Source organism: Amnibacterium soli (assembly GCF_039544415.1).
Lineage (GTDB): Bacteria > Actinomycetota > Actinomycetes > Actinomycetales > Microbacteriaceae > Amnibacterium > Amnibacterium soli.
Genome location: NZ_BAABLP010000004.1, coordinates 508,933 through 526,424, shown reverse-complemented (window position 1 = coordinate 526,424; position 17,492 = coordinate 508,933). Strand labels below are relative to the sequence as shown.

The window sequence follows — 17,492 nt, the reverse complement described above, 5'->3', positions numbered from 1 at the left end:
CATCGGCGCCCTCCGCGGACGCCGCAGCTCCTCATGAGCACCGCCGAGTCGTCCCACGGCCGGACGGTGATCACGGAGAGGGCGATCGAACGGGTCGTCCGCGCCGTGACCGCCGAGCAGTTCGGCGTGCAGGCCAAGGCCGTGTCCGCGGACCTCACGGACGCCGGCGGCCGGCTCGACCTCGCGGTCCGCACGCCCATCCGGGTCGTGCCGATCAGCCGGGTGCACGAGGACGCGGACGCGATCCGCCGCTCCGGCGGCAGCATCGTCGACCGCGCCCAGCACGGTGAGGCGACGATCGCCGACCGCGTGTCCGAGATCACCGGGTCCACGGTGTCGCGCCTCTCGCTGCGCTTCACCTCGGCCGACATCGCCAAGGAGAGGAGGGTCCGATGACCACCGAAGACCGTCTGCGCTCGCGCGTGCTGCGGCGCGAGCTGCACTCGCCGCGCTCCGGACTCGCGATCCCGCTCGCCCTCCTGGCGATCGTCGCGCTCGCCTGGCTCGGCACCGAGGGGGTGCTGGCGGCCCTGGGCCGTCCGGCGCTGCTGCTCACGCCGAAGGCCATGGGCACCGGCATCCGGGGCCTGCCGGGCGTGCAGCCCGGCACGCTGATCGCCGCGGGCACCGTGCTCGCGCTGATCGGCCTGGTCCTCGTCGTCACGGCCATCGCGCCGGGACGCCGCGGTCGCCACATCATCGGCGCCGGGGACAGCGCCGTCGTCGTCGACGACGCCGTGATCGCCTCCGCGCTCGTGCGGACCGCGGCGACCACGGCCGGCGTCAGCCCGGACCGGGCCGTCGCCCACGTCGGCCGCCGGTCCGCCACGGTGCGGGTCACCCCCGTGTCCGGCGTGCCGGTGGACCGCGAGGCCGTCCAGCGCGACGTGCAGGCGGCGGCGGAGGGCTTCGGCCTCACCCCGGCCGTGCGCACGCGGGTCGCCATCGACAAGAACGGGAAGGTCGGCGGATGAACACCACCAACCGGGGCCTCAACCGCCTCTTCATCCTCGTCGTCGGCGTGCTGCTGCTCGCCGCCGGGGCGCTCGCGATCGCGATCGCCGCGGCACCGGCGCTGGCCTCGCAGTGGAAGCGCACCGCCTCCGACCTCGCCGGCAGCGGCGCGCCCTCGTGGGTGCGCGAGCCGGTCATGGGCCAGGCGAGCGCCCTCGTCATCGGCCTCGTCGTGCTCGCGGTGGTGCTGATCGTGCTGCTGCTCGTCTTCATCGCGAAGCAGGGCCACGGCCGCACGGCCGCTGCGCTCGAGCAGCGGAACGGGACCACCGTCACCCGCATCGACCTGGCGATCCCGAAGGCCCTGCTCGAGCAGCACCTGGAGGGCCGCCCCGAGCTGGCGGGGCTGCGGATCTCGGCCTACGAGGTGCGCGGCACCCCGATGCTCAAGATCACGGCCCGCTGCAGCCGCGGCGCCTCCCCCGCCACCGTGTCGTCCGCGATCAGCGGCGCGATCCGGGACCTGGAGCAGATCGTCGGCACCGACGTGCCGGCCTTCGTCCAGCTGACCGGCGGATTCCGCACCGGATCCGCATCCCGCCCCCGGGTCGCCTGACCCCGGGCATCGAGAAGAAGAAGGAGCACGCCATGGCACTCGGAGACAAGATCAGCAACGCGGTCGAGGACCTCACGGGCAAGGCGAAGGAGGCCGCCGGCAAGGCGACCGACAACGAGAAGCTCGAGGCCGAGGGCAAGTCGGACCAGGCGTCCGCGAGCGTCAAGAAGACCGGCGAGGACGTCAAGGACGTCTTCCGCTGAATCCGCATCGACGAGGGGGAGGGCGGTGACGCCCTCCCCCTCCGTCGTGCTCCCCCGAGGAGCGGTGCTCCGTCCCCCTCGGGCCCCCGGAGATCGGGCGTCAGGCACTGACGCCATGGGCACCCCGCTGCTCCGACGGACGGCGGCACGGGTCCGACGGCCCGCGACGGTTCGCGCGGCGGCGTCGTGCGCGAACCGTCTGAAAGTGGAGGGGCCCGGGCGCGGCCCAATACGGTGAGGCCCCGCTGCGACGCCCGCGCACGAGCCTGGGCACCGAGCGGTCCTGCCGACCGGCCACCGCCCGAGCCGACGGTCGCAGCGATCCGATCGGACCGCCGGAAGGGAGCGCCGCCCGTGACCTCGACCCCCTCCCGCTACCGGGCCCGGCGCTGCGACGCCGTCGACCGCGACGGCAACCGCTGCGAGCTGGCGTTCGGTCACGAGCGAGGACGCACCGGCACGAGCCGGCACCTCGTGTCCGTGGACGACCAGCCGCGGGTCTGGACGACGCAGCGTGCCGGCAGCACGCGAGCCGGCCTCCGTCACTACCGCTGAGCGCCGCGCCCGTCCCGGTGCCCGCATCGCCCGCGCGTGGCCCGCACCACGGCGGGCAGGAGGATCACGAGGGCGACAAGACCCAGGCCGCCCGTCACGAAGGGGAGCCCGTCGACCGACGTGCCGGAGCCCGCGGACAGCGCCACGCGCAGCACGGACGCCAGGAGCAGCCACAGCGCCATGACCACGTACGCGGTGAGGAGGACGGGCCGCATTCCTCCAGGATCGGCTCCCCTCCTGATGGGGCCCTGCGTGCGGAGCGCCGTCGGTAGCCTTCCCCTCGTGCCGCGCCCGCACGGGGCGCCCCGACGCGGACCGGAGGCCCCATGTCGTACGAGGTCGACTTCACCGAGGTCTCGACCACCGGTCTCGAGTCGTCGCCCGTCGCTCCGGCGCTCGCCGGGCTCCGCGCGAACGAGGCCCGCTACTTCAAGAACAAGTACGACCACGTGTTCACCACCGGATCCGCCGCGGAGGCTGAGGCGGTCGTCGCATGGGTGCAGGGCGTCCTGGCGGACGAGCGCGGCATCGTGATCGCGTCGCCGCCGCTGGAGGCCACGGCGTTCGAGGTCGACGGCCTGCGGATGGCGTACGTGTTCTACGAGAGCGGCCTGGCGATCAACGTGATGTACGCGATCGCGGACGACGGCAAGCGGGCGGTCGGCTTCAAGCTGTCCGACGGCATGGAGGTGCCGGAGGAGCTGGCGTCCTTCAAGTTCGCGCGCCAGCGGTCGAAGCTCGCCGGCACCATCCGCGGCTCGTACTTCGTCATCAAGCACCCGCACTGACGACGGGCGCCGGCCGATACGCGCAGCGGCGACGGCCGTCCTTCGCGCGGCCCGGACCGCTTCCCGCTCGCGCGCCGTCGGTCCTGCCCCGACGGGAGGAGGCCGACGACGGACTCCGTGCTCCTGCCGCACGGGAGAGGCCGGGTCTCCTCCACCATCCGCTCCCGCACCCGGTGCGGCGGCGAGCCGCGACCGGACGTCGACGACCGTCGTCGCGCCCGACGGTGCGCGCTCGTCGCGGACCGCCCGAGACTGAGGACCGCAGCGCCGCAGCCGAGTCCTCGGCGGTCCAGGAGCTCATCCCCCGTGCCGGAAGACCACCGTGCTCGTGCTCTCGCGCCCGTTCGAGAGCTGCGCCACCTCGACGAGGAACTCGATCCCGTCGCCGTCGCCGCACAGCTCGTACGTCCACCGCTCGACGGCGGCGCACCGCTCGCAGCAGCTCATGGGGTCGTCCCACCGGTCATCCCGCACCGCCTCGTCGTCGAAGGGAGGAGCCCTCGCCCCGCACGGAACCAGGCGTGGACCAGCGGGTCAATCCCCGCCCCGACGCCTTGACAGCCGACCGCACCCGTGCAGTGCGGTCGGCTGCGGACCGACCCGCCTAGCGCTTGCGGCCGCCCGGCCGCCGGCCCGACTTCGGCGCACCGTTGCGGTCGAGGCCGAGCCGAGCCCGCACGGCGGGGTTGCGCAGCAGGCGGCGCGCGATCGGCACGAGGACGAACAGGAGTCGGATGAGCGGCATGAGGGCCCTTCGGCTGCAGGAACAGGACCGCTGACGCTATGGCCGCCGCCTGACCGTCCGGCTCGCGGCTCCTGGCCGACTCCCGACTCCTCGTGCTGGACTCCCCTCGTGTTCCTCCTCCTCGGCACCCGCCCGTTCGCGTCGGTCGCCTTCCTCGTGACGTTCGTGTGCGGCGTGTGCGGCACCCGGGCGACGCAGCGGATCGTCAAGGAGCAGCAGAAGCTGACGCTGTTCTTCATCCCGCTGTTCTCGTTCGGCACGTCGTGGTTCGTCGAGTGCGACCACTGCGGCACCGCGACGGACCTGACCCGGGAGCAGGCGGAGCACTCGCTGCAGTGGGCGCAGTCGCAGGGCATCCCGGTCGCCGCCTGACCGGCACCCGCCGCTCTCAGGAGCGGAACGGATCGCTGCCGAAGATCTCCGCCGGGCTCGGCGTGCGGGGTGCGCTCGGCGCCTTCACCACCTTCGGCGGAGCCGCCGGCGGCGTGGGCGTGCGGAACGCGCTGCGCGGCACGAAGCCGTCCGGCAGCCGGTTGCCGCACGTCGAGCAGACGCGTCCGCCGTGGTTGACGCCCTCGCAGACGGGGCAGAGCCAGGTCGCGGGGTCGGCCATCAGCGCCGCCCCTCGCGCGGCGTGCGGCCGAGGAGCTTGCCCTTGAGCCCGCTGGACGGGGCCGCAGGCGGCGTGCGGGGCGCGACCGGCGCGGCCGGAGCGGCGCCGACGAGCTTGCCGCGGAGCGCACCGGTTCGCGGCCCCGCGGCCGGAGCGGCAGCGGGAGCCGGTGCGGGCGCGTCGCCGGGGGTGCGCAGCGCCATGAGGCCCGCGTGCACCTCGCCGATCGCCGGCCGCGCCCTCGGGTCGGCGAGCATCATGCGGTCGACGAGGTCCGCGAGCGCCGGGTCGAGGGCGGTGCGGTCGACCCGCAGCACGACGCCGGACCGCACGGCGACGGCGGGCTCGCCGTAGGCCGGGTCATAGGCCGGCACGCGTCCGGTGAGGAACTCGCTGAAGATCAGCCCCAGCGCGAACACGTCGGACGCGGTGCCGAGCTCCGCGGCGCCGGCGCCCTCCTCCTGGACGTAGGTGAGCAGCTCGGGCGAGTAGTAGTTGATCGTGCCGACGATGTCCGCGAAGGGCGGCGGCTCCCCCGCCACGTAGGCGTTGTCGAAGTCGATGAGCTTGCTCGTGTAGCCGAGCTCGGTGCGCTTGATCAGCACGTTGTCCGGCTTGAGGTCGCTGTGCACGATCCGGAGGTCGTGCAGGATCTTCAGGCTGTGCGCGACCGACTTGAGCAGCACGAGGCGCTGCCGGAAGGGCAGGCCCGAGATGCCGGCGACGCCGAGGTCCTCCGCGTGCACCCGCTCGGTGGTCTTGTAGTACTTCGCACCGGCGCGGAAGAAGTCGAGCGTCACGATCAGGTTGCCGCCGTAGGCGGACGGGGGCGCGAGCGCCGTCTGCATGGAGCGGTGCCGCGCCTCGAACGCGGCGCAGCGCTCGCGCTTCTTCGCCTTGATGCGCTCGCTTCCGGGGGCGTCCGCATCCGGGTAGGTCGGTGAGAGGAACTCCTTGACGAAGTACTCGCGCCCGCCCTTGCTCGCGAACGTCCACCGGCTGAGGCCCGCGCCGACCGACGAGAAGTCGGCCAGCAGGGTGTAGCCGTTCAGCACGTCTCCGGCCCTCATGGGCGCTCCTCCTCGTCACTCGCGGCACCGGCGTCAGCCGGCGCCGTCGCACCCGTCGCGATGGGCTTCGGCGGGTTCCAGATCTGCCGCCGGAACCCCTCCTCCGGCGCCTCGTGCGGCGCCTCGGCGTCGGGCCCGAGCAGCCGCTCGTAGCCGTCGCGGTACCGCTGCCACCGGGTGGCGGTGTCGTTCGCCCGGCGCAGCTGCAGCTGCGCGAGCGCCTGCTCGGCGGCGTGGACCTCGTCGAGCAGGCGGTCCATCGGCACGGTGTACTGCTCGGTCACCTCGGCGAGCCGGACGGCGGTCAGCTGCTGCAGCTCGGCCAGGTCCGCGCCGACGGCGATGACGGCCATGGCCGCATCGTCGCCCGTGACCGCGGAGATCTCCGCCTGCAGCGCCTCGGACCAGTCGTCCTCGGTGCCGGCGGAGGCGAGGGTGCGCAGCACGACCTCCTCGAAGTGCATGGGCGACCGGAGGTAGCCGAAGCACCCGTCGGTCGCGCACAGCAGGAAGAAGGGCGCGGTCACCGGCACCTGCCGGTGGTTGACGTGGAACTCGGTGTCCGCCGAGATCGCGTTGCTGATCACGGAGTCCCGCTGCAGGTTCGCCATCGCGTCGCCCGGGTCGCGCAGATCGTCGACGCTCACCTGGTGCAGGCCGTCGGCGGTGCCGATGTACACGCGGGAGTCGCCGGCCCAGAGCACGTGGCAGACCCAGTCGCCGCCGTCGCGCTCCGACCGCTGCAGCGCGCCGAGCGCCATCGTGGTGGGCAGCGCGCGCAGCAGCCGCGAGCGGAGCCGGCTGGCGGGCGCGTTCAGCTCCGCCAGCCGGGCCTGCAGCGCGGCCTGGACCGCGTCGTGCAGCTCGGCCGCCGTCGCCCCGCCGGGCAGGGGCCGCTCGGGCGCGAGGGCGCCGAGCAGGTGCTCCTCCACGACGTCGCGGGCGATGCGGGAGGCGAGGTACGCGCCGGAGCGCGGGCCGTCGTCGGTCTCGTAGACCGTGCCGCCGGCGCCGCCCATGCCGTCGAAGACCCCGGCCAGGCCCAGGTCGGGCCCCTCGCGGAGGATCGGGTCGGAGTCCTCCCCGTGGTCCGGGACCTTCGCCAGGTTGAACGCGAAGGAGACCGTCGGCCCGAGCTCCGCCCGGGCCGACTGCGCGGTGTCGGTCACACCGAGTTGCCGATGGAGTCGATGATCGTGCCGTAGTCGACGTCGGACAGGCCGCCGCCGGCCACCGACGGGTTGTGCACGACGTTCTCCCACACGGAGGAGATGTCGCTCCAGCCCGGGCCGTCGGGCGCGAACAGGATGAGGCGCTTCGAGCTCGAGCCCATCAGGCCCTGCTCGTCCTCCCACGCGTCGGTCAGGCCGCTGAAGTCGGCGGGGATGCGCGACCGCAGGTCGGCCGGCACCACGAAGGGGTCGAGCTGGTGCGCCGGCTGGTCGCTCCAGACGACGATCACCTGACGGCGGCGGTCGCCCGTGCGGGTCCAGGGCGAGCTCATCGCGAGCGCCACGGCCTCGAGCCCGGACTCGGGCGCGTCACCGCCGCCCTCTGCCCGCAGGCCGCCGACGAACTCGGAGAAGCGGGCGCGCTCGTCGGGCAGCGCGAAGAACGGCGACTCCTCCACGGCGGCGTCGCCGTCGGCGACGAGGTCGCGGAAGGCGACGACGCGCACGCGCAGCTGCGCCACGTTCTTGCCCTTGGCGACGAGGTTCGACTGCACGTCGTCGTAGAAGCCGAGCGCGTTCGCCTTCACGGCGTCGAGGATCGGGTCCATGCTGCCCGTCACGTCGATGCAGAAGACGATGTCGACGGAGTAGTCGACCCCGCGCGAGGCGAGGCTGGTCTGCGGCGGCACGACGGGCGCTTCGGCGGCCGGTGCGGGCGCTTCGGCAGCGGCCGCCGGCGCATCCGCGACCGCGGTCGGCTCGGCGGGGGCCTCGGTGGGCGTGGTGGCGGAGTCCGGCTCGGCGCTCGCGCCGGACGGCGTGGGGTCTGACATGACGTTCCTCCATCTGCAGCGGTCGGTCGCGGCCCGACGGGGCCGCTGCCGCTCGACCGAGCAGCGTGGCCGCGCCTCCTGAGGATCAGCCGTCGCAGGAGGGGGGCTTGACAACCGTCGTGCGGATGCGCTGAGGCGGGCCCGGGTCGTGGCCGCCCAGCCGCGCCGCCTAGGGTCCGCGGGGTGACCGACGACACGTCCGCGCTCCCCGCACGGCTCGCGGGCGCCGCGCTCGCCGCGGTGATCGGCGCCATCGGCACGGTGCGCGGCCCGCGGCCGATCCACACGACGGGTCTGCTGCTCACGGGGACGCTGCGCTGGCGGCCGCGCACCGTCACCCGCGCGGGCGTCGCGTGGATCGACGACCGCCCCGCCGGCGACGTGCCCGTCGTCGCCCGCCTGTCGCGCGGGGCCGCGCTGCCCGCCGTGCTGCCCGACGTGATCGGCCTCGCCGTGCGTCCCGGAGCCGGGGAGGGCGACGGCGACCTGCTGCTCTCCTCCACGGGGATCGGCGTGCCCGGGCGGTTCCTCCTGCAGCCGCGTCGCAGCCCGGCCGGCGCCGTCCTGTCGACGCTGGTGCCGTACCGCGGCGAGGACGGACCCGTCCTGATCGCCGCGCGCAGCACCGGCCCCGTGCGGCTGCCGCGCCGGATGGAGGACGTGCGGACCGCGCTCGACGCCGAGCCGTGGACGCTCGACCTGCTCTTCGCGCCGACCCTCGGGCGCTGGCACCGGTTCGCGACCCTCGAGCTGCGGCCGGCACCCGGGCCGATCGACGCCGCCGAGCCCCGCTTCGACCCGGTCCTGCGGCCCCCGCTCGGCGCCGGCACCTACGGGTGGACGCGGGCGCTGCGGGAGCCCGCGTACGCCGTCGGGCGGCGGCGCACCGGCCGCTGACCGGCTCCTGACGCACGGGCCCGGAGTGGGTCTTGCCGCGGACGCGTCCGCATGCTCATGCTGTGCGGATGAGCACCACGCCGCTGTCCGCGAAGCACCACCTGAGGTCCGAGATCGAGGCGGCACTCCGTGAGGGCGCGAGCAGCGACGACCTCGTGGAGCTCGTGGTCCGCTGCGGCTGGCAGCCCCGGCCCGTTCCCGACCCGGACTCCGAGTACCTCGAGGGGGTGCTGGACGACGGCCGGCGCGTGCCGATCGAGATCCGGCACGCCAGCCTGAGCCGCACGAGCTGAGCGGCGCCCTGGCCGCCCCCGATCCGGAGGACGCGTTCGCGGCGGTCGCCGAGGAGCTGTACGCGCTGCCGCCGAAGGCCTTCACGGCCGCCCGCAACGCCCGAGCGAAGGCGGCCCGTGCGGACGGCGACCGCGATCTCGCCGCCCGCGTCACCGCGCTGCCCCGCGCCTCCGCCGCCGCGTGGCTGGTGGACGTGCTCGTCCGCGAGGCCGACGACGACCTCGCGCAGGTGCTGCACCTGGGCGAGCAGCTGCGCCGGGCGCAGGCGACCGCGGACCGCGAGGCGCTGCGGGACCTCGGCGCCCAGCGTCGGGACCTGCTCGCGGAGATCGCGGACCGCGCCGCCGACCGGGCGGAGCAGGACGGCCACCGCGTCGGCGCCGCCGTGCTCGACGAGTTCCAGCAGACCCTGCAGGCCGCGCTCGTCGACGACGACGCAGCGGCGGCGATCCGCACCGGACGGCTGGTGCGGGGCCTCACCGCCGATGGGCTCGAACCCGTCGACCTCGCGGATGCGATCGGCGGGCCCGGTCGCCTCGCTCCTGCAGCGCCCCGGCCGAGGACGTCGCAGCCGCGGAGGGCCGAGGACCCGGCGGCGCAGCGGGAGGCGGAGGCGGAGCGCGCCCGGCGGCGGCGGCAGGCCGAGCAGCACGCGGCAGACGCCGAGCGCCGGGCCGCCCGCGCGCGCCGCGAGGCGGACGAGGCGGCGACGGAGGCTCACGACGCCGAGGACCGGGCGCAGCAGGAGGAGCGGGCCGCGCAGGACCTCCGTGCGCGGCTCGACGAGCTGCGCACCGCTCTGCAGGAGGCGGAGCAGCGGCTCGCGGGCGCCCAGCAGGCGGCGACGGAGGCCCGCGACACGGCGGACGAGGCCGAGCGCGACGCCGACGACGCGCGCGACGAGGCCGACTCGGCCGCCGCACGGCTGCGCGACCTGCAGGACTGAGCCGAGGTCAGGCCTCGGCGAGCACCCGCATCACGACGTCCTGCGCGTCGTCGAGGCGCAGCGAGCCCACCCACAGGTCGTGCGGCTGGTCGGCGCCCGACCCGGAGGGTCCGCGCACCGCGGCGACCCAGGCCGCGATGTCCTCCTCGGCGAGCGCCGCCAGCGCGGCGTCGACCCGGTCACCGGCCAGCCGGGCCAGCGGGGTCCAGAACAGCGCCTCGACGCCGTTGCCGCGGCCGAACGGCGGCAGCTGCGCGGCCCGGCCGAGCTGCAGCGGGTCGTCGGCCGCGAGCGGCGCCTCGTAGGACGACGCGGACCGGTCGCGCCACGGCGCACGCACCGGCGCGGCCTCGGCGCGTCGGGACAGGCCGAGCACCGCTGCGGCGGCCATGCGCCACAGCCCTGCACCCCGTCGTCGACCGACGCCCTCAGCAGCCATCCACGGTGCCAACCACGCGGGTCGGAGCGCTGTTCCTCGTGCTCAGACGACCGGCGCGGCGGCCTTCGCGCCGACGGCGACGGAGGCGCGGACGAGCACGTCGAGCGCGCCCCGCACCTCCTCCAGGAACTCCCGCGGCAGCCCGAGCTGCTCGGCGACGCGCACGGGCACCTGCTCGGCCCGCTCGCGGAGCGCACGGCCGGTCTCGGTCAGCTCGATGCCGAGCTCGCGCTCGTTCGCCGGGTTGCGGCGGCGCTCGAGGTACCCGACCGCCTCGAGCCGCTTCAGCAGGGGCGTCAGCGTCGGCGGCTCGAGCAGCAGGGCGTCCGCGATGTCGCGCAGCGAGCGGGGGCTGCGCTCCCAGAGCGCGAGCATGACGAGGTACTGCGGGTGCGTCAGCCCGAGGGGCTCGAGCACGGGGCGGTACAGCTTGATGACGCTGCGGCTTGCCGTCGCCAGGGCGAAGCAGACCTGGCGCTCGAGTGCGAGGGGGTCGTCGTCCATGCTCGCCGCTCCGATCGTTCGTGTATGAACTGTTAGACTACTCGCATGGCCGATCGGTTCCGGAACATCGCGCGTCGCCTCGACAGGGGCCTGCTGCCGTGGATGGGCCCCGCGCAGGTCGGCGCCGGCCATCCGGAGGAGCCGTACCAGCGGCCCGTCGACGCCGCCTGCCCGATCTGCCACCGACCGATGGCGGACCACGTGGTCGAGCGCAGCGCCGACCCCGCCCGGGCGACCCGCCTGATCTGCCCCGCCTGAGGCCGCCGCCTGCGCACGCGCAGGACCCGGCCGCCCTCCCCCGGGTCGCCGTGCCTACCCTGGACCGGGGCGCCTGCGTGACGCTCCGACTGCAGGAGGTGGCGACGTGGTCCCGGTGCGCGTGCTCGGCCTGGCCGTGGACAGCGGCATGCAGCCCGTCGTGCTGCTCACCCCGCTGGACGCCGACGACGGGCCGCGCACGCTCGTCCCCATCTGGGTCGGGACGCAGGAGGCGGCGTCGATCTCGGTCGCCGTCAGCGGCGAGGAGCCGCCCCGGCCGCTGTCGCACGACCTGATGAAGCGGCTGCTCGACACCGTCGGGGCGAGCGTCGACCGCGTCGACGTCACCCGGATCGAGGACGGCACCTTCTACGCCGAGCTGAGCCTCACGACCGGCACCGGCCGGGTGGTCCTCGACTGCCGCCCCTCCGACGCGATCGCCCTCGCCGCCCGCGCGGGCGCTCCCCTGTTCGTCGCCGAGGCGGTGCTCGCGGACGCGGGCGTGCTCGAGGAGGAGGACGCCCCCGACCCGGAGGAGGCCGAGGAGCGGGTGGAGGAGTTCCGCCGCTTCCTCGACGAGGTCGACCCCGAGGACTTCCAGGGATGACCGATCGCGCACGGACCTGACGTGACGCGCGTTACCTGGCAAGCTTGAAGGGTGCTGCATCTCTCGAGGGACGAGGTTTCTCCCTCGTTCGGTCAGGCGGCCGCGTCATGAGCACCGCGACTCCCCGCCCCGGGTCCGATGAGATCCGGACGGTCGCGGACCGCTACCGCCTCGGCGAGGTGATCGGCAGCGGCGGCAGGGCGTCCGTGTACGAGGCGGTCGACCCGACGCTGCACCGCGACGTCGCGGTCAAGGTGTTCCGACCGGCCTCGACCAGCCGCTCCGACGTGCGCCTGCAGGAGGCCGAGGCCCGGCTGATCGCAGGCCTGAACCACTACGCCCTGACGACCCTGTTCGACGCCGGCGTCGATGCGACCGACCCCGATCGGCCCCGCGTGTACCTCGTCATGGAGCGCATCCCCGGGGTCGACCTGAAGCGCATGATCCGCCGCGACGGCCCCCTGACGCCCGCTCAGGTCGCGTTCCTCGGCTTCGACCTCGCGGAGGGGCTGCAGTACGTGCACGAGCACGGGTTCCTGCACCGGGACATCAAGCCGGCGAACGTGCTGATCGCCGACCGCCACGTCGACGTCCGGATCCGGGGCAAGCTCGCGGACTTCGGCATCGCGAGCCTGATCGACGGGTCGGAGGGCGGCAGCGGGTCCAGCGGGACCACCGCCTACCTCAGCCCGGAGCAGGTCGACGGGCAGGAGCCGACCACCGCCTCCGACGTCTACGCCCTGGGACTCGTGCTGCTGGAGGCGCTGACCGGGCGGGTCGCCTTCCCCGGACCCGCCGACGAGTCGGCGATGGCGCGGCTCGACCGCGACCCGCACGTGCCCGCCGCCGTCCCCACAGAGCTCGCGGACGTGCTGCGGCGGATGACCGCGCTGCTGCCCGAGGACCGGCCGTCGCTGGAGGAGGCCGCGCTCGCGTTCCAGGCGGCGTCGCTGCGGGACCTCGTCGAGTCCGGCCGCGTCGATCCGACGACCCTCGCGACGGCGGAGGAACGCCGGATGGCGCTCGTGCGGCGCTACAACATCCTCGACACCCCGCCCGACGACGCCTTCGACCGGATCACCCACCTCGCGTGCCGGCTGCTCGACGTGCCCGTGGCGGCCGTCGCGATCATGGACGCGGACCGCGAGTGGTTCAAGTCGCGCCGCGGGTTCGACGTGGACGAGCTCGACCGCGACATCGCGCTCTGCTCGCTCTCCGTCGCCACCGGCCGTTCCGCCACCGTGGCCGACGTGCAGGCCGAGGAGCGGTACGCGGACAACCCGATCGTGCGGGGCGACCCGGACCTGCACGCCTTCGCCGCCGCACCGCTGCTCACCTCCGACGGCCACTCGATCGGGACCCTGTGCGTCTTCGACCGCCGGGTCCGCGAGTTCACCGAGCAGGAGATGGACGACCTGCAGCAGCTCGCCGCGATGGCCATGCGCGAGCTCGACCTGCGGCTCGCCAGCCGCCGCGCCCTGTTCAGCCGCTGGCGATGCGCCACACCCCGCACTTCCTGATGACCGACCCGGCCGAGGTCGGCCGGCTGATCCGCGGCAACCCGTGGGCGACCTACGTCTCCTCCACCGGCACCGGCCTGGTCGCGTCGCACTACCCGACGCTGCTCGACGAGACCGCGGAGGAGCTGACGATCCTCAGCCACTTCGGCCGGCCCGACGAGCAGCTGCACGAGCTCGGGCAGCACGAGATGCTCGTGATCGTGCAGGGCCCGCACGACTACGTGTCGTCGAGCTGGTACCCCGAGGACCAGATCATCCCGACGTGGAACCACGTGACCGCCCACCTCTACGGCGTCCCCGAGATCCTGACGCCGGAGGAGAACTACGCGGTGCTCTCGCAGCTGACCGACCACTTCGAGGGCGGGTTCGAGCACGGCCGCTCACTGGATGCCGACGAGGCCGGTTCGCGCCGCGCCGCCAAGGGCACCGTCGGCCTGCGCATGCGGGTCACCCGCTTCGACGCCCGGGCGAAGCTCAGTCAGAACAAGGCGCCCGAGGTCGCGGACCGGATCATCGGTGAGCTCGACGCCCGCAATCCGGCGCTGGCCGAGGAGATGCGCCGCGCGCACGGCCGCGGCTGACCGCCGTCGCCGTCCGGCCCACGACGGGGCGGGACCCGCGACGGGTCAGGCGGCGATGTCGAAGACGACGAGCCGGGCCGCGTGGCCGCCGAGGAAGCCGCCGACGATCTGGTGATCGGGGTGCGGCAGGTAGTCGGCGAGCGCCTGCTCGTCCGCGAACCGGATCACGAGCATCCACTCGAAGCCGCTCTCGCGGCCCTCGCCGCTGACGCTCGGCCCGCGGTCGACGGAGAGCACGCCCGGCAGCGAGGGCAGGTACCGGTCGACGAGCGCGGCCGCCTCCGAACCCGGGTCGCCGTCCGACGGCGACCACTCGATCAGGACCACGTGCACCACCTGCGCCATGGAGGCATCGTCGTGCGCGGTTCCTGCACGACCCCTGCGCGCGCACGGCGGGCACGCAGGTCGGGCGGACTCCTGGCGAGTTCCGCGCTCCGTCTGAGACGATGCGTGCTTCCCGAGGACGGTGCGCAGTGATCCCAGCTCGCGGTCCCGACGGCGGCCGACGGTTCGCCGCCTCCCGCATGCACCGCAGCGGTCCCGACGCGCAGCGGGTGCTGCTCGTCGGCGACCGCGCGCTCGTCGACGGCGACGGCGACGTCACGGGCATCGCGGACCGCATCGCGGACGGCATCGCGGCGCGCAGCGGACGGGGGCTCGACCTCGACGTCATGACCGACCTCGGCCCCGCGCTGCAGGCGGTCGCGGCGGCGACGCAGGCGTGGCGGCTGTGGCGGTACGAGGCCGTCGTCGTGCTGATGCAGGAGTCGCAGGTGCAGGCCGCGTCGCGCTGGTGGTCCGGCCGGATCGCCCGGATCGCGCAGCGGGTGCTCCCCGAGCTCGCTGCGGCGAGCCGCGTGCTGCTCGTGCGCCTCCGCGACGACTCGTCCGTCGTGGCCCCGAACGCCTCGTGGTGGGAGGACGACGGGACGCGGTCCGTCGTCTCGTCCCTCGCCGTGCCGCTGGCGACGGTCGACGGCACCGGCAGGCGGCAGGACGGGAGCGCGGCGATCGCCGACCGGGTCGCGGTGCTGCTCCGCGGCGCGGACGCCGACGCCGGGCACGGCGGCACCGCGGCCGAGCGGCGAGCGCTGCCCGAGCCGGAGGCGGACCGGCAGCGCGCCGTCGACCGCGCTTCCGAGGCGCTGGGCGGCCTGACCCCCGACCTCGAGCGGGTCGTGCTGCTGGCGCGCAACACCTTCGCCGTGCCGTTCGCGCAGGTGAACCTGCTGGACCGCGGCCGGATCCGGACGCTCGCCTTCGTCGGCGCCACGGGCGACGGCGTGGAGGAGCCGATCTGCACCATCTCGGTGCGCGGCAGCGGCCCGACCGTGATCGCCGACACCTGGCAGGACCACCGGCTGGACGCCAACCCGCACGTGCACGGGCCGCAGCACCCGGTGCGGTTCTACGCGGCGCACCCCATCGAGTCGGTCGACGGCTACCGCATCGGCACGCTCTGCGTCTTCGACCTCGTGCCGCACGACGAGCGCGACGTCGACCGCTCGGTGCTGCGCGACCTCGCGCTGCTGGCGGAGGCGGAGATCAGCGTCCTGCCCTGAGCGCCGCTACTCGGGGCGGACGAGGCGGGTGACCGTCGCGGCGCTGCCGCGGCGGAGCATCCGCACGTCGTCGGCGTGCAGGCGCATCGTGTGGACGGCGCGCTGCAGGCGCTCGAGCATGCCGCTCGCGGAGGCCAGCGGCCGGGCCGACATCCGCACGACCAGCGAGCGGTCGAGCCGGGTCGGGAACCGCGGTGCCAGGTGCAGCGACAGGTCGAGGTCGTCGTGCACGCCGGTGTCGTGCCGGTGCACCTCGGCGCTGACCGCCTGCCAGGCGGCGCGCCGCATCGCCAGGTTCGAGCCGAATAGCGGCGCCCGGCCGATGATCGCGCCGAGGACCGTGAAGTAGATCCCCATGTAGCCCGCGGTCGCGAGCCGACCGAGCGGCCGCGGCATGCCGAGGAACGCGCCCGGGCCGCTGAGGGCGCCGAGCCCGGCGTCCGCCTCGAACGCCTGCACGATCCGCGCGATCCACATCGGAGGCGGGACGCTGTCCGTGTCGAGCCGCAGAATCAGGTCCCCGGTCGCGGCGTCGTAGCCGCGGGAGGCGGCGGCGCCGATCCCCTGCTCGTGCTCGACGACCACCCGCGCGCCGGCTCGGCCGGCCACCGCGGCGCTGTCGTCGGTCGAGCCGTTGTCGACGACGACGACCTCGTCGGGCGGCACGGTCTGCGCCGCGAGCGCCCGGAAGCAGCGCGCGAGCGGTTCCGCGTCGTTCCGCACCGGGATGACCACCGACACCGTGAGCGCCCTCGCACCGCCAGCCGCCGCCATGGTCCCCCTCGTCGTCCCGTCCGCCCGATCGCGCGGTCCATCTTCGAGGGCGCCCGCCGGGACGGCGCTGGATCCCGGGGCCTCGCGCACGCGTGGCGGTCCGGTCCCTGGGGAATCAACCCCCCTCCTGCGCGGCCGCGGGAACGGTGTGGGCTGCAGCTGTTCGCTCCCGAGACGACGGACCGCGACCTCGTCGACACGAGCACCGCGCCGCTGCAGGCCGACCGGCCCGCCCCGGTCGCCTGAGAGCGGGGGCACGGCGCGCGCACACTCCCACACGGGCCGCCGCCCGGGCAACCCCCTCGCTGCTCTCAGGTCCGCGCCGAACCATGGAGCGCCTACGCGCGGTCGTCCGGCTTCGGCCGTCCGCACGTGGACGAGACGAGGGAGCGCGCATGCGGGCGATGGTCTATCGAGGGCCCTACAAGATCCGGGTGGAGGAGAAGGACGTCCCGCGGATCGAGCATCCGAACGACGCGATCGTGCGGGTCACCCTGGCCGCGATCTGCGGGTCGGACCTGCACCTCTACCACGGGATGATGCCGGACACCCGGATCGGGACGACGTTCGGGCACGAGTTCATCGGCGTGGTGGAGGAGGTCGGCTCCTCCGTCCGGAACCTCAAGCGCGGCGACCGGGTCATGGTGCCGTTCAACGTCTACTGCGGCTCCTGCTACTTCTGCGCGCGCGGGCTGTACTCGAACTGCCACAACGTGAACCCGAACGCCACCGCGGTCGGCGGCATCTACGGCTACTCGCACACCACCGGCGGCTACGACGGCGGGCAGGCGGAGTTCGTGCGCGTGCCGTTCGCGGACGTGGGCCCGCAGATCATCCCCGAGTGGATGGCGGACGAGGACGCGGTGCTGCTGACCGACGCGGTCGCCACCGGCTACTTCGGGGCGCAGCTCGGCGACATCGTCGAGGGCGACACGGTCGTGGTGCTGGGCGCCGGGCCGGTCGGGCTGGTCGCGGCGCGGTCGGCCTGGCTGATGGGCGCCGGTCGGGTGATCGTGATCGACCACCTCCAGTACCGGCTCGACAAGGCGGCCGAGTTCGCCTTCGCCGAGACGCTGAACTTCACCGAGGTCGACGACGTCGTCCTGTGGATGAAGCAGACCACCGACTACCTCGGCGCCGACGTCGTGATCGACGCCGCGGGCGCGGAGGCGGACGGCAGCTTCATCCAGCAGGTGACGAGCACGAAGCTCAAGCTGCAGGGCGGCTCCCCCGTCGCGCTGAACTGGGCCATCGACGGCGTCCGCAAGGGCGGCACCGTCGCGGTCGTCGGCGCCTACGGCCCGATCTTCAGCGCCGTGAAGTTCGGCGACGCGCTGAACAAGGGCCTCACCATCCGCGGCAACCAGACGCCCGTGAAGCGCCAGTGGCCGCGGCTGTTCGAGCACATCCGGAACGGCTACCTGAAGCCCAGCGACATGGTCACCCACCGGGTGCCGCTGGAGCACATCTCGGAGGGGTACCACCTGTTCTCGGGGAAGCTCGACGACTGCATCAAGGTGCTCGTCGAGCCGAACGCGGACGCGGCGTAGGAGGCGGGACG

General features: G+C 74.4%; 27 protein-coding genes. 16 read left to right on the top strand and 11 right to left on the bottom strand.

Annotated features, from left to right (window positions below):
• The 5 genes from ABEA53_RS12210 to ABEA53_RS12190 all read left to right on the top strand — a co-directional run.
• The coding region (locus tag ABEA53_RS12210; protein WP_345481467.1) for an Asp23/Gls24 family envelope stress response protein at positions 1-396 on the top strand (396 nt) is incomplete at its 5' end.
• Positions 393-974 carry an Asp23/Gls24 family envelope stress response protein gene (locus ABEA53_RS12205; protein WP_345481466.1) on the top strand — a complete coding sequence of 194 codons (582 nt, stop codon included), beginning with the start codon at positions 393-395 and terminating at the stop codon, positions 972-974. The genes ABEA53_RS12210 and ABEA53_RS12205, both read left to right, overlap by 4 nt.
• Positions 971-1,570, top strand: coding sequence for a hypothetical protein (locus tag ABEA53_RS12200; protein WP_345481465.1), 600 nt, complete (start codon positions 971-973; stop codon positions 1,568-1,570). The genes ABEA53_RS12205 and ABEA53_RS12200 overlap by 4 nt, the downstream gene beginning before the upstream one ends.
• A 32-nt stretch (positions 1,571-1,602) precedes the next feature.
• Positions 1,603-1,773, top strand: a complete 171-nt coding sequence (locus ABEA53_RS12195; protein ID WP_345481464.1) for a CsbD family protein — start codon at positions 1,603-1,605, stop codon at positions 1,771-1,773.
• Between the two features lie 354 nt (positions 1,774-2,127).
• Positions 2,128-2,328 carry a hypothetical protein gene (locus tag ABEA53_RS12190; protein ID WP_345481463.1) on the top strand — a complete coding sequence of 67 codons (201 nt, stop codon included), beginning with the start codon at positions 2,128-2,130 and terminating at the stop codon, positions 2,326-2,328.
• Here the strand turns inward: ABEA53_RS12190 and ABEA53_RS12185 are convergent.
• On the bottom strand, positions 2,319-2,543 hold the full coding sequence (locus ABEA53_RS12185) for a hypothetical protein (RefSeq protein WP_345481461.1): 225 nt from the start codon (positions 2,541-2,543) through the stop codon (positions 2,319-2,321). The two genes, ABEA53_RS12190 and ABEA53_RS12185, sit on opposite strands and share 10 nt — an antisense overlap.
• Before the next feature lie 111 nt (positions 2,544-2,654).
• Between ABEA53_RS12185 and ABEA53_RS12180 the strand changes: the two genes are divergently transcribed.
• Complete coding sequence (locus tag ABEA53_RS12180) at positions 2,655-3,116, top strand: phage tail protein (protein ID WP_345481460.1); 462 nt, start codon at positions 2,655-2,657, stop codon at positions 3,114-3,116.
• 297 nt (positions 3,117-3,413) lie between these two features.
• Here ABEA53_RS12180 and ABEA53_RS12175 read toward each other — a convergent pair whose 3' ends face one another.
• Both ABEA53_RS12175 and ABEA53_RS12170 read right to left on the bottom strand, forming a co-directional pair.
• Positions 3,414-3,590, bottom strand: a complete 177-nt coding sequence (locus ABEA53_RS12175) for a hypothetical protein (protein WP_345481459.1) — start codon at positions 3,588-3,590, stop codon at positions 3,414-3,416.
• Positions 3,591-3,720: 130 nt separating this feature from the next.
• Positions 3,721-3,861, bottom strand: coding sequence for a hypothetical protein (locus tag ABEA53_RS12170; RefSeq protein WP_345481457.1), 141 nt, complete (start codon positions 3,859-3,861; stop codon positions 3,721-3,723).
• A 108-nt stretch (positions 3,862-3,969) separates the two neighbouring features.
• Here ABEA53_RS12170 and ABEA53_RS12165 point away from each other — a divergent pair, with 108 nt between their 5' ends.
• The gene (locus ABEA53_RS12165; RefSeq protein WP_345481456.1) at positions 3,970-4,233 is read left to right on the top strand and encodes a zinc-ribbon domain-containing protein; all 264 of its coding nucleotides are present in this window, start codon (positions 3,970-3,972) and stop codon (positions 4,231-4,233) included.
• A gap of 16 nt (positions 4,234-4,249) precedes the next feature.
• Here ABEA53_RS12165 and ABEA53_RS12160 read toward each other — a convergent pair whose 3' ends face one another.
• The 4 genes from ABEA53_RS12160 to ABEA53_RS12145 are packed head-to-tail and all read right to left on the bottom strand — an operon-like array spanning position 4,250 to position 7,549.
• Complete coding sequence (locus tag ABEA53_RS12160) at positions 4,250-4,474, bottom strand: hypothetical protein (protein WP_345481455.1); 225 nt, start codon at positions 4,472-4,474, stop codon at positions 4,250-4,252.
• Positions 4,474-5,544, bottom strand: coding sequence for a protein kinase domain-containing protein (locus ABEA53_RS12155; RefSeq protein ID WP_345481454.1), 1,071 nt, complete (start codon positions 5,542-5,544; stop codon positions 4,474-4,476). Before ABEA53_RS12155 ends, ABEA53_RS12160 begins: the two co-directional genes overlap by 1 nt.
• A complete protein-coding gene (locus tag ABEA53_RS12150; RefSeq protein ID WP_345481452.1) occupies positions 5,541-6,713 on the bottom strand; it encodes a PP2C family protein-serine/threonine phosphatase in 1,173 nt (390 codons plus the stop codon). Before ABEA53_RS12150 ends, ABEA53_RS12155 begins: the two co-directional genes overlap by 4 nt.
• The gene (locus ABEA53_RS12145; protein ID WP_345481450.1) at positions 6,710-7,549 is read right to left on the bottom strand and encodes a vWA domain-containing protein; all 840 of its coding nucleotides are present in this window, start codon (positions 7,547-7,549) and stop codon (positions 6,710-6,712) included. Before ABEA53_RS12145 ends, ABEA53_RS12150 begins: the two co-directional genes overlap by 4 nt.
• A 183-nt stretch (positions 7,550-7,732) precedes the next feature.
• Between ABEA53_RS12145 and ABEA53_RS12140 the strand changes: the two genes are divergently transcribed.
• From ABEA53_RS12140 to ABEA53_RS12130, 3 genes are all read left to right on the top strand, one after another.
• A complete protein-coding gene (locus tag ABEA53_RS12140) occupies positions 7,733-8,446 on the top strand; it encodes a hypothetical protein (RefSeq protein ID WP_345481449.1) in 714 nt (237 codons plus the stop codon).
• Between the two features lie 68 nt (positions 8,447-8,514).
• On the top strand, positions 8,515-8,739 hold the full coding sequence (locus ABEA53_RS12135) for a hypothetical protein (protein ID WP_345481448.1): 225 nt from the start codon (positions 8,515-8,517) through the stop codon (positions 8,737-8,739).
• A gap of 188 nt (positions 8,740-8,927) precedes the next feature.
• Complete coding sequence (locus ABEA53_RS12130) at positions 8,928-9,686, top strand: hypothetical protein (protein WP_345481447.1); 759 nt, start codon at positions 8,928-8,930, stop codon at positions 9,684-9,686.
• 7 nt (positions 9,687-9,693) lie between these two features.
• On the opposite strand, the gene ABEA53_RS12125 is transcribed toward ABEA53_RS12130, so the two are convergent.
• On the bottom strand, positions 9,694-10,077 hold the full coding sequence (locus ABEA53_RS12125; protein ID WP_345481446.1) for a hypothetical protein: 384 nt from the start codon (positions 10,075-10,077) through the stop codon (positions 9,694-9,696).
• A gap of 90 nt (positions 10,078-10,167) precedes the next feature.
• Entirely contained in the window at positions 10,168-10,629 is a 462-nt protein-coding gene (locus ABEA53_RS12120) for a MarR family winged helix-turn-helix transcriptional regulator (protein ID WP_345481444.1), read from the bottom strand.
• 45 nt (positions 10,630-10,674) lie between these two features.
• Between ABEA53_RS12120 and ABEA53_RS12115 the strand changes: the two genes are divergently transcribed.
• The 4 genes from ABEA53_RS12115 to ABEA53_RS12100 all read left to right on the top strand — a co-directional run bounded on the left by ABEA53_RS12115 (position 10,675) and on the right by ABEA53_RS12100 (position 13,595).
• Positions 10,675-10,887 (top strand): hypothetical protein, encoded by a 213-nt coding sequence (locus ABEA53_RS12115; protein ID WP_345481443.1) that lies wholly within the window; start codon positions 10,675-10,677, stop codon positions 10,885-10,887.
• Positions 10,888-10,993: 106 nt separating this feature from the next.
• The gene (locus tag ABEA53_RS12110; RefSeq protein WP_345481442.1) at positions 10,994-11,494 is read left to right on the top strand and encodes a bifunctional nuclease family protein; all 501 of its coding nucleotides are present in this window, start codon (positions 10,994-10,996) and stop codon (positions 11,492-11,494) included.
• A gap of 107 nt (positions 11,495-11,601) precedes the next feature.
• Positions 11,602-13,014: a protein kinase domain-containing protein gene (locus tag ABEA53_RS12105; protein ID WP_345481441.1), complete on the top strand. Its 1,413-nt coding sequence runs from the start codon at positions 11,602-11,604 to the stop codon at positions 13,012-13,014.
• Positions 12,990-13,595, top strand: a complete 606-nt coding sequence (locus ABEA53_RS12100) for an FMN-binding negative transcriptional regulator (protein ID WP_345481440.1) — start codon at positions 12,990-12,992, stop codon at positions 13,593-13,595. The genes ABEA53_RS12105 and ABEA53_RS12100 overlap by 25 nt, the downstream gene beginning before the upstream one ends.
• A gap of 45 nt (positions 13,596-13,640) precedes the next feature.
• Here the strand turns inward: ABEA53_RS12100 and ABEA53_RS12095 are convergent, their stop codons facing one another.
• Positions 13,641-13,940, bottom strand: coding sequence for a Dabb family protein (locus ABEA53_RS12095; RefSeq protein WP_345481439.1), 300 nt, complete (start codon positions 13,938-13,940; stop codon positions 13,641-13,643).
• 128 nt (positions 13,941-14,068) lie between these two features.
• Here ABEA53_RS12095 and ABEA53_RS12090 point away from each other — a divergent pair, with 128 nt between their 5' ends.
• Positions 14,069-15,157 (top strand): GAF domain-containing protein, encoded by a 1,089-nt coding sequence (locus ABEA53_RS12090; RefSeq protein WP_345481438.1) that lies wholly within the window; start codon positions 14,069-14,071, stop codon positions 15,155-15,157.
• Positions 15,158-15,163: 6 nt separating this feature from the next.
• Here ABEA53_RS12090 and ABEA53_RS12085 read toward each other — a convergent pair whose 3' ends face one another.
• Complete coding sequence (locus ABEA53_RS12085) at positions 15,164-15,931, bottom strand: glycosyltransferase family 2 protein (protein WP_345481437.1); 768 nt, start codon at positions 15,929-15,931, stop codon at positions 15,164-15,166.
• A gap of 395 nt (positions 15,932-16,326) precedes the next feature.
• On the opposite strand from ABEA53_RS12085, the gene ABEA53_RS12080 reads away from it, so the two are divergent.
• Positions 16,327-17,481, top strand: coding sequence for a zinc-dependent alcohol dehydrogenase (locus ABEA53_RS12080; RefSeq protein WP_345481436.1), 1,155 nt, complete (start codon positions 16,327-16,329; stop codon positions 17,479-17,481).
• Positions 17,482-17,492: the final 11 nt, after the last annotated feature.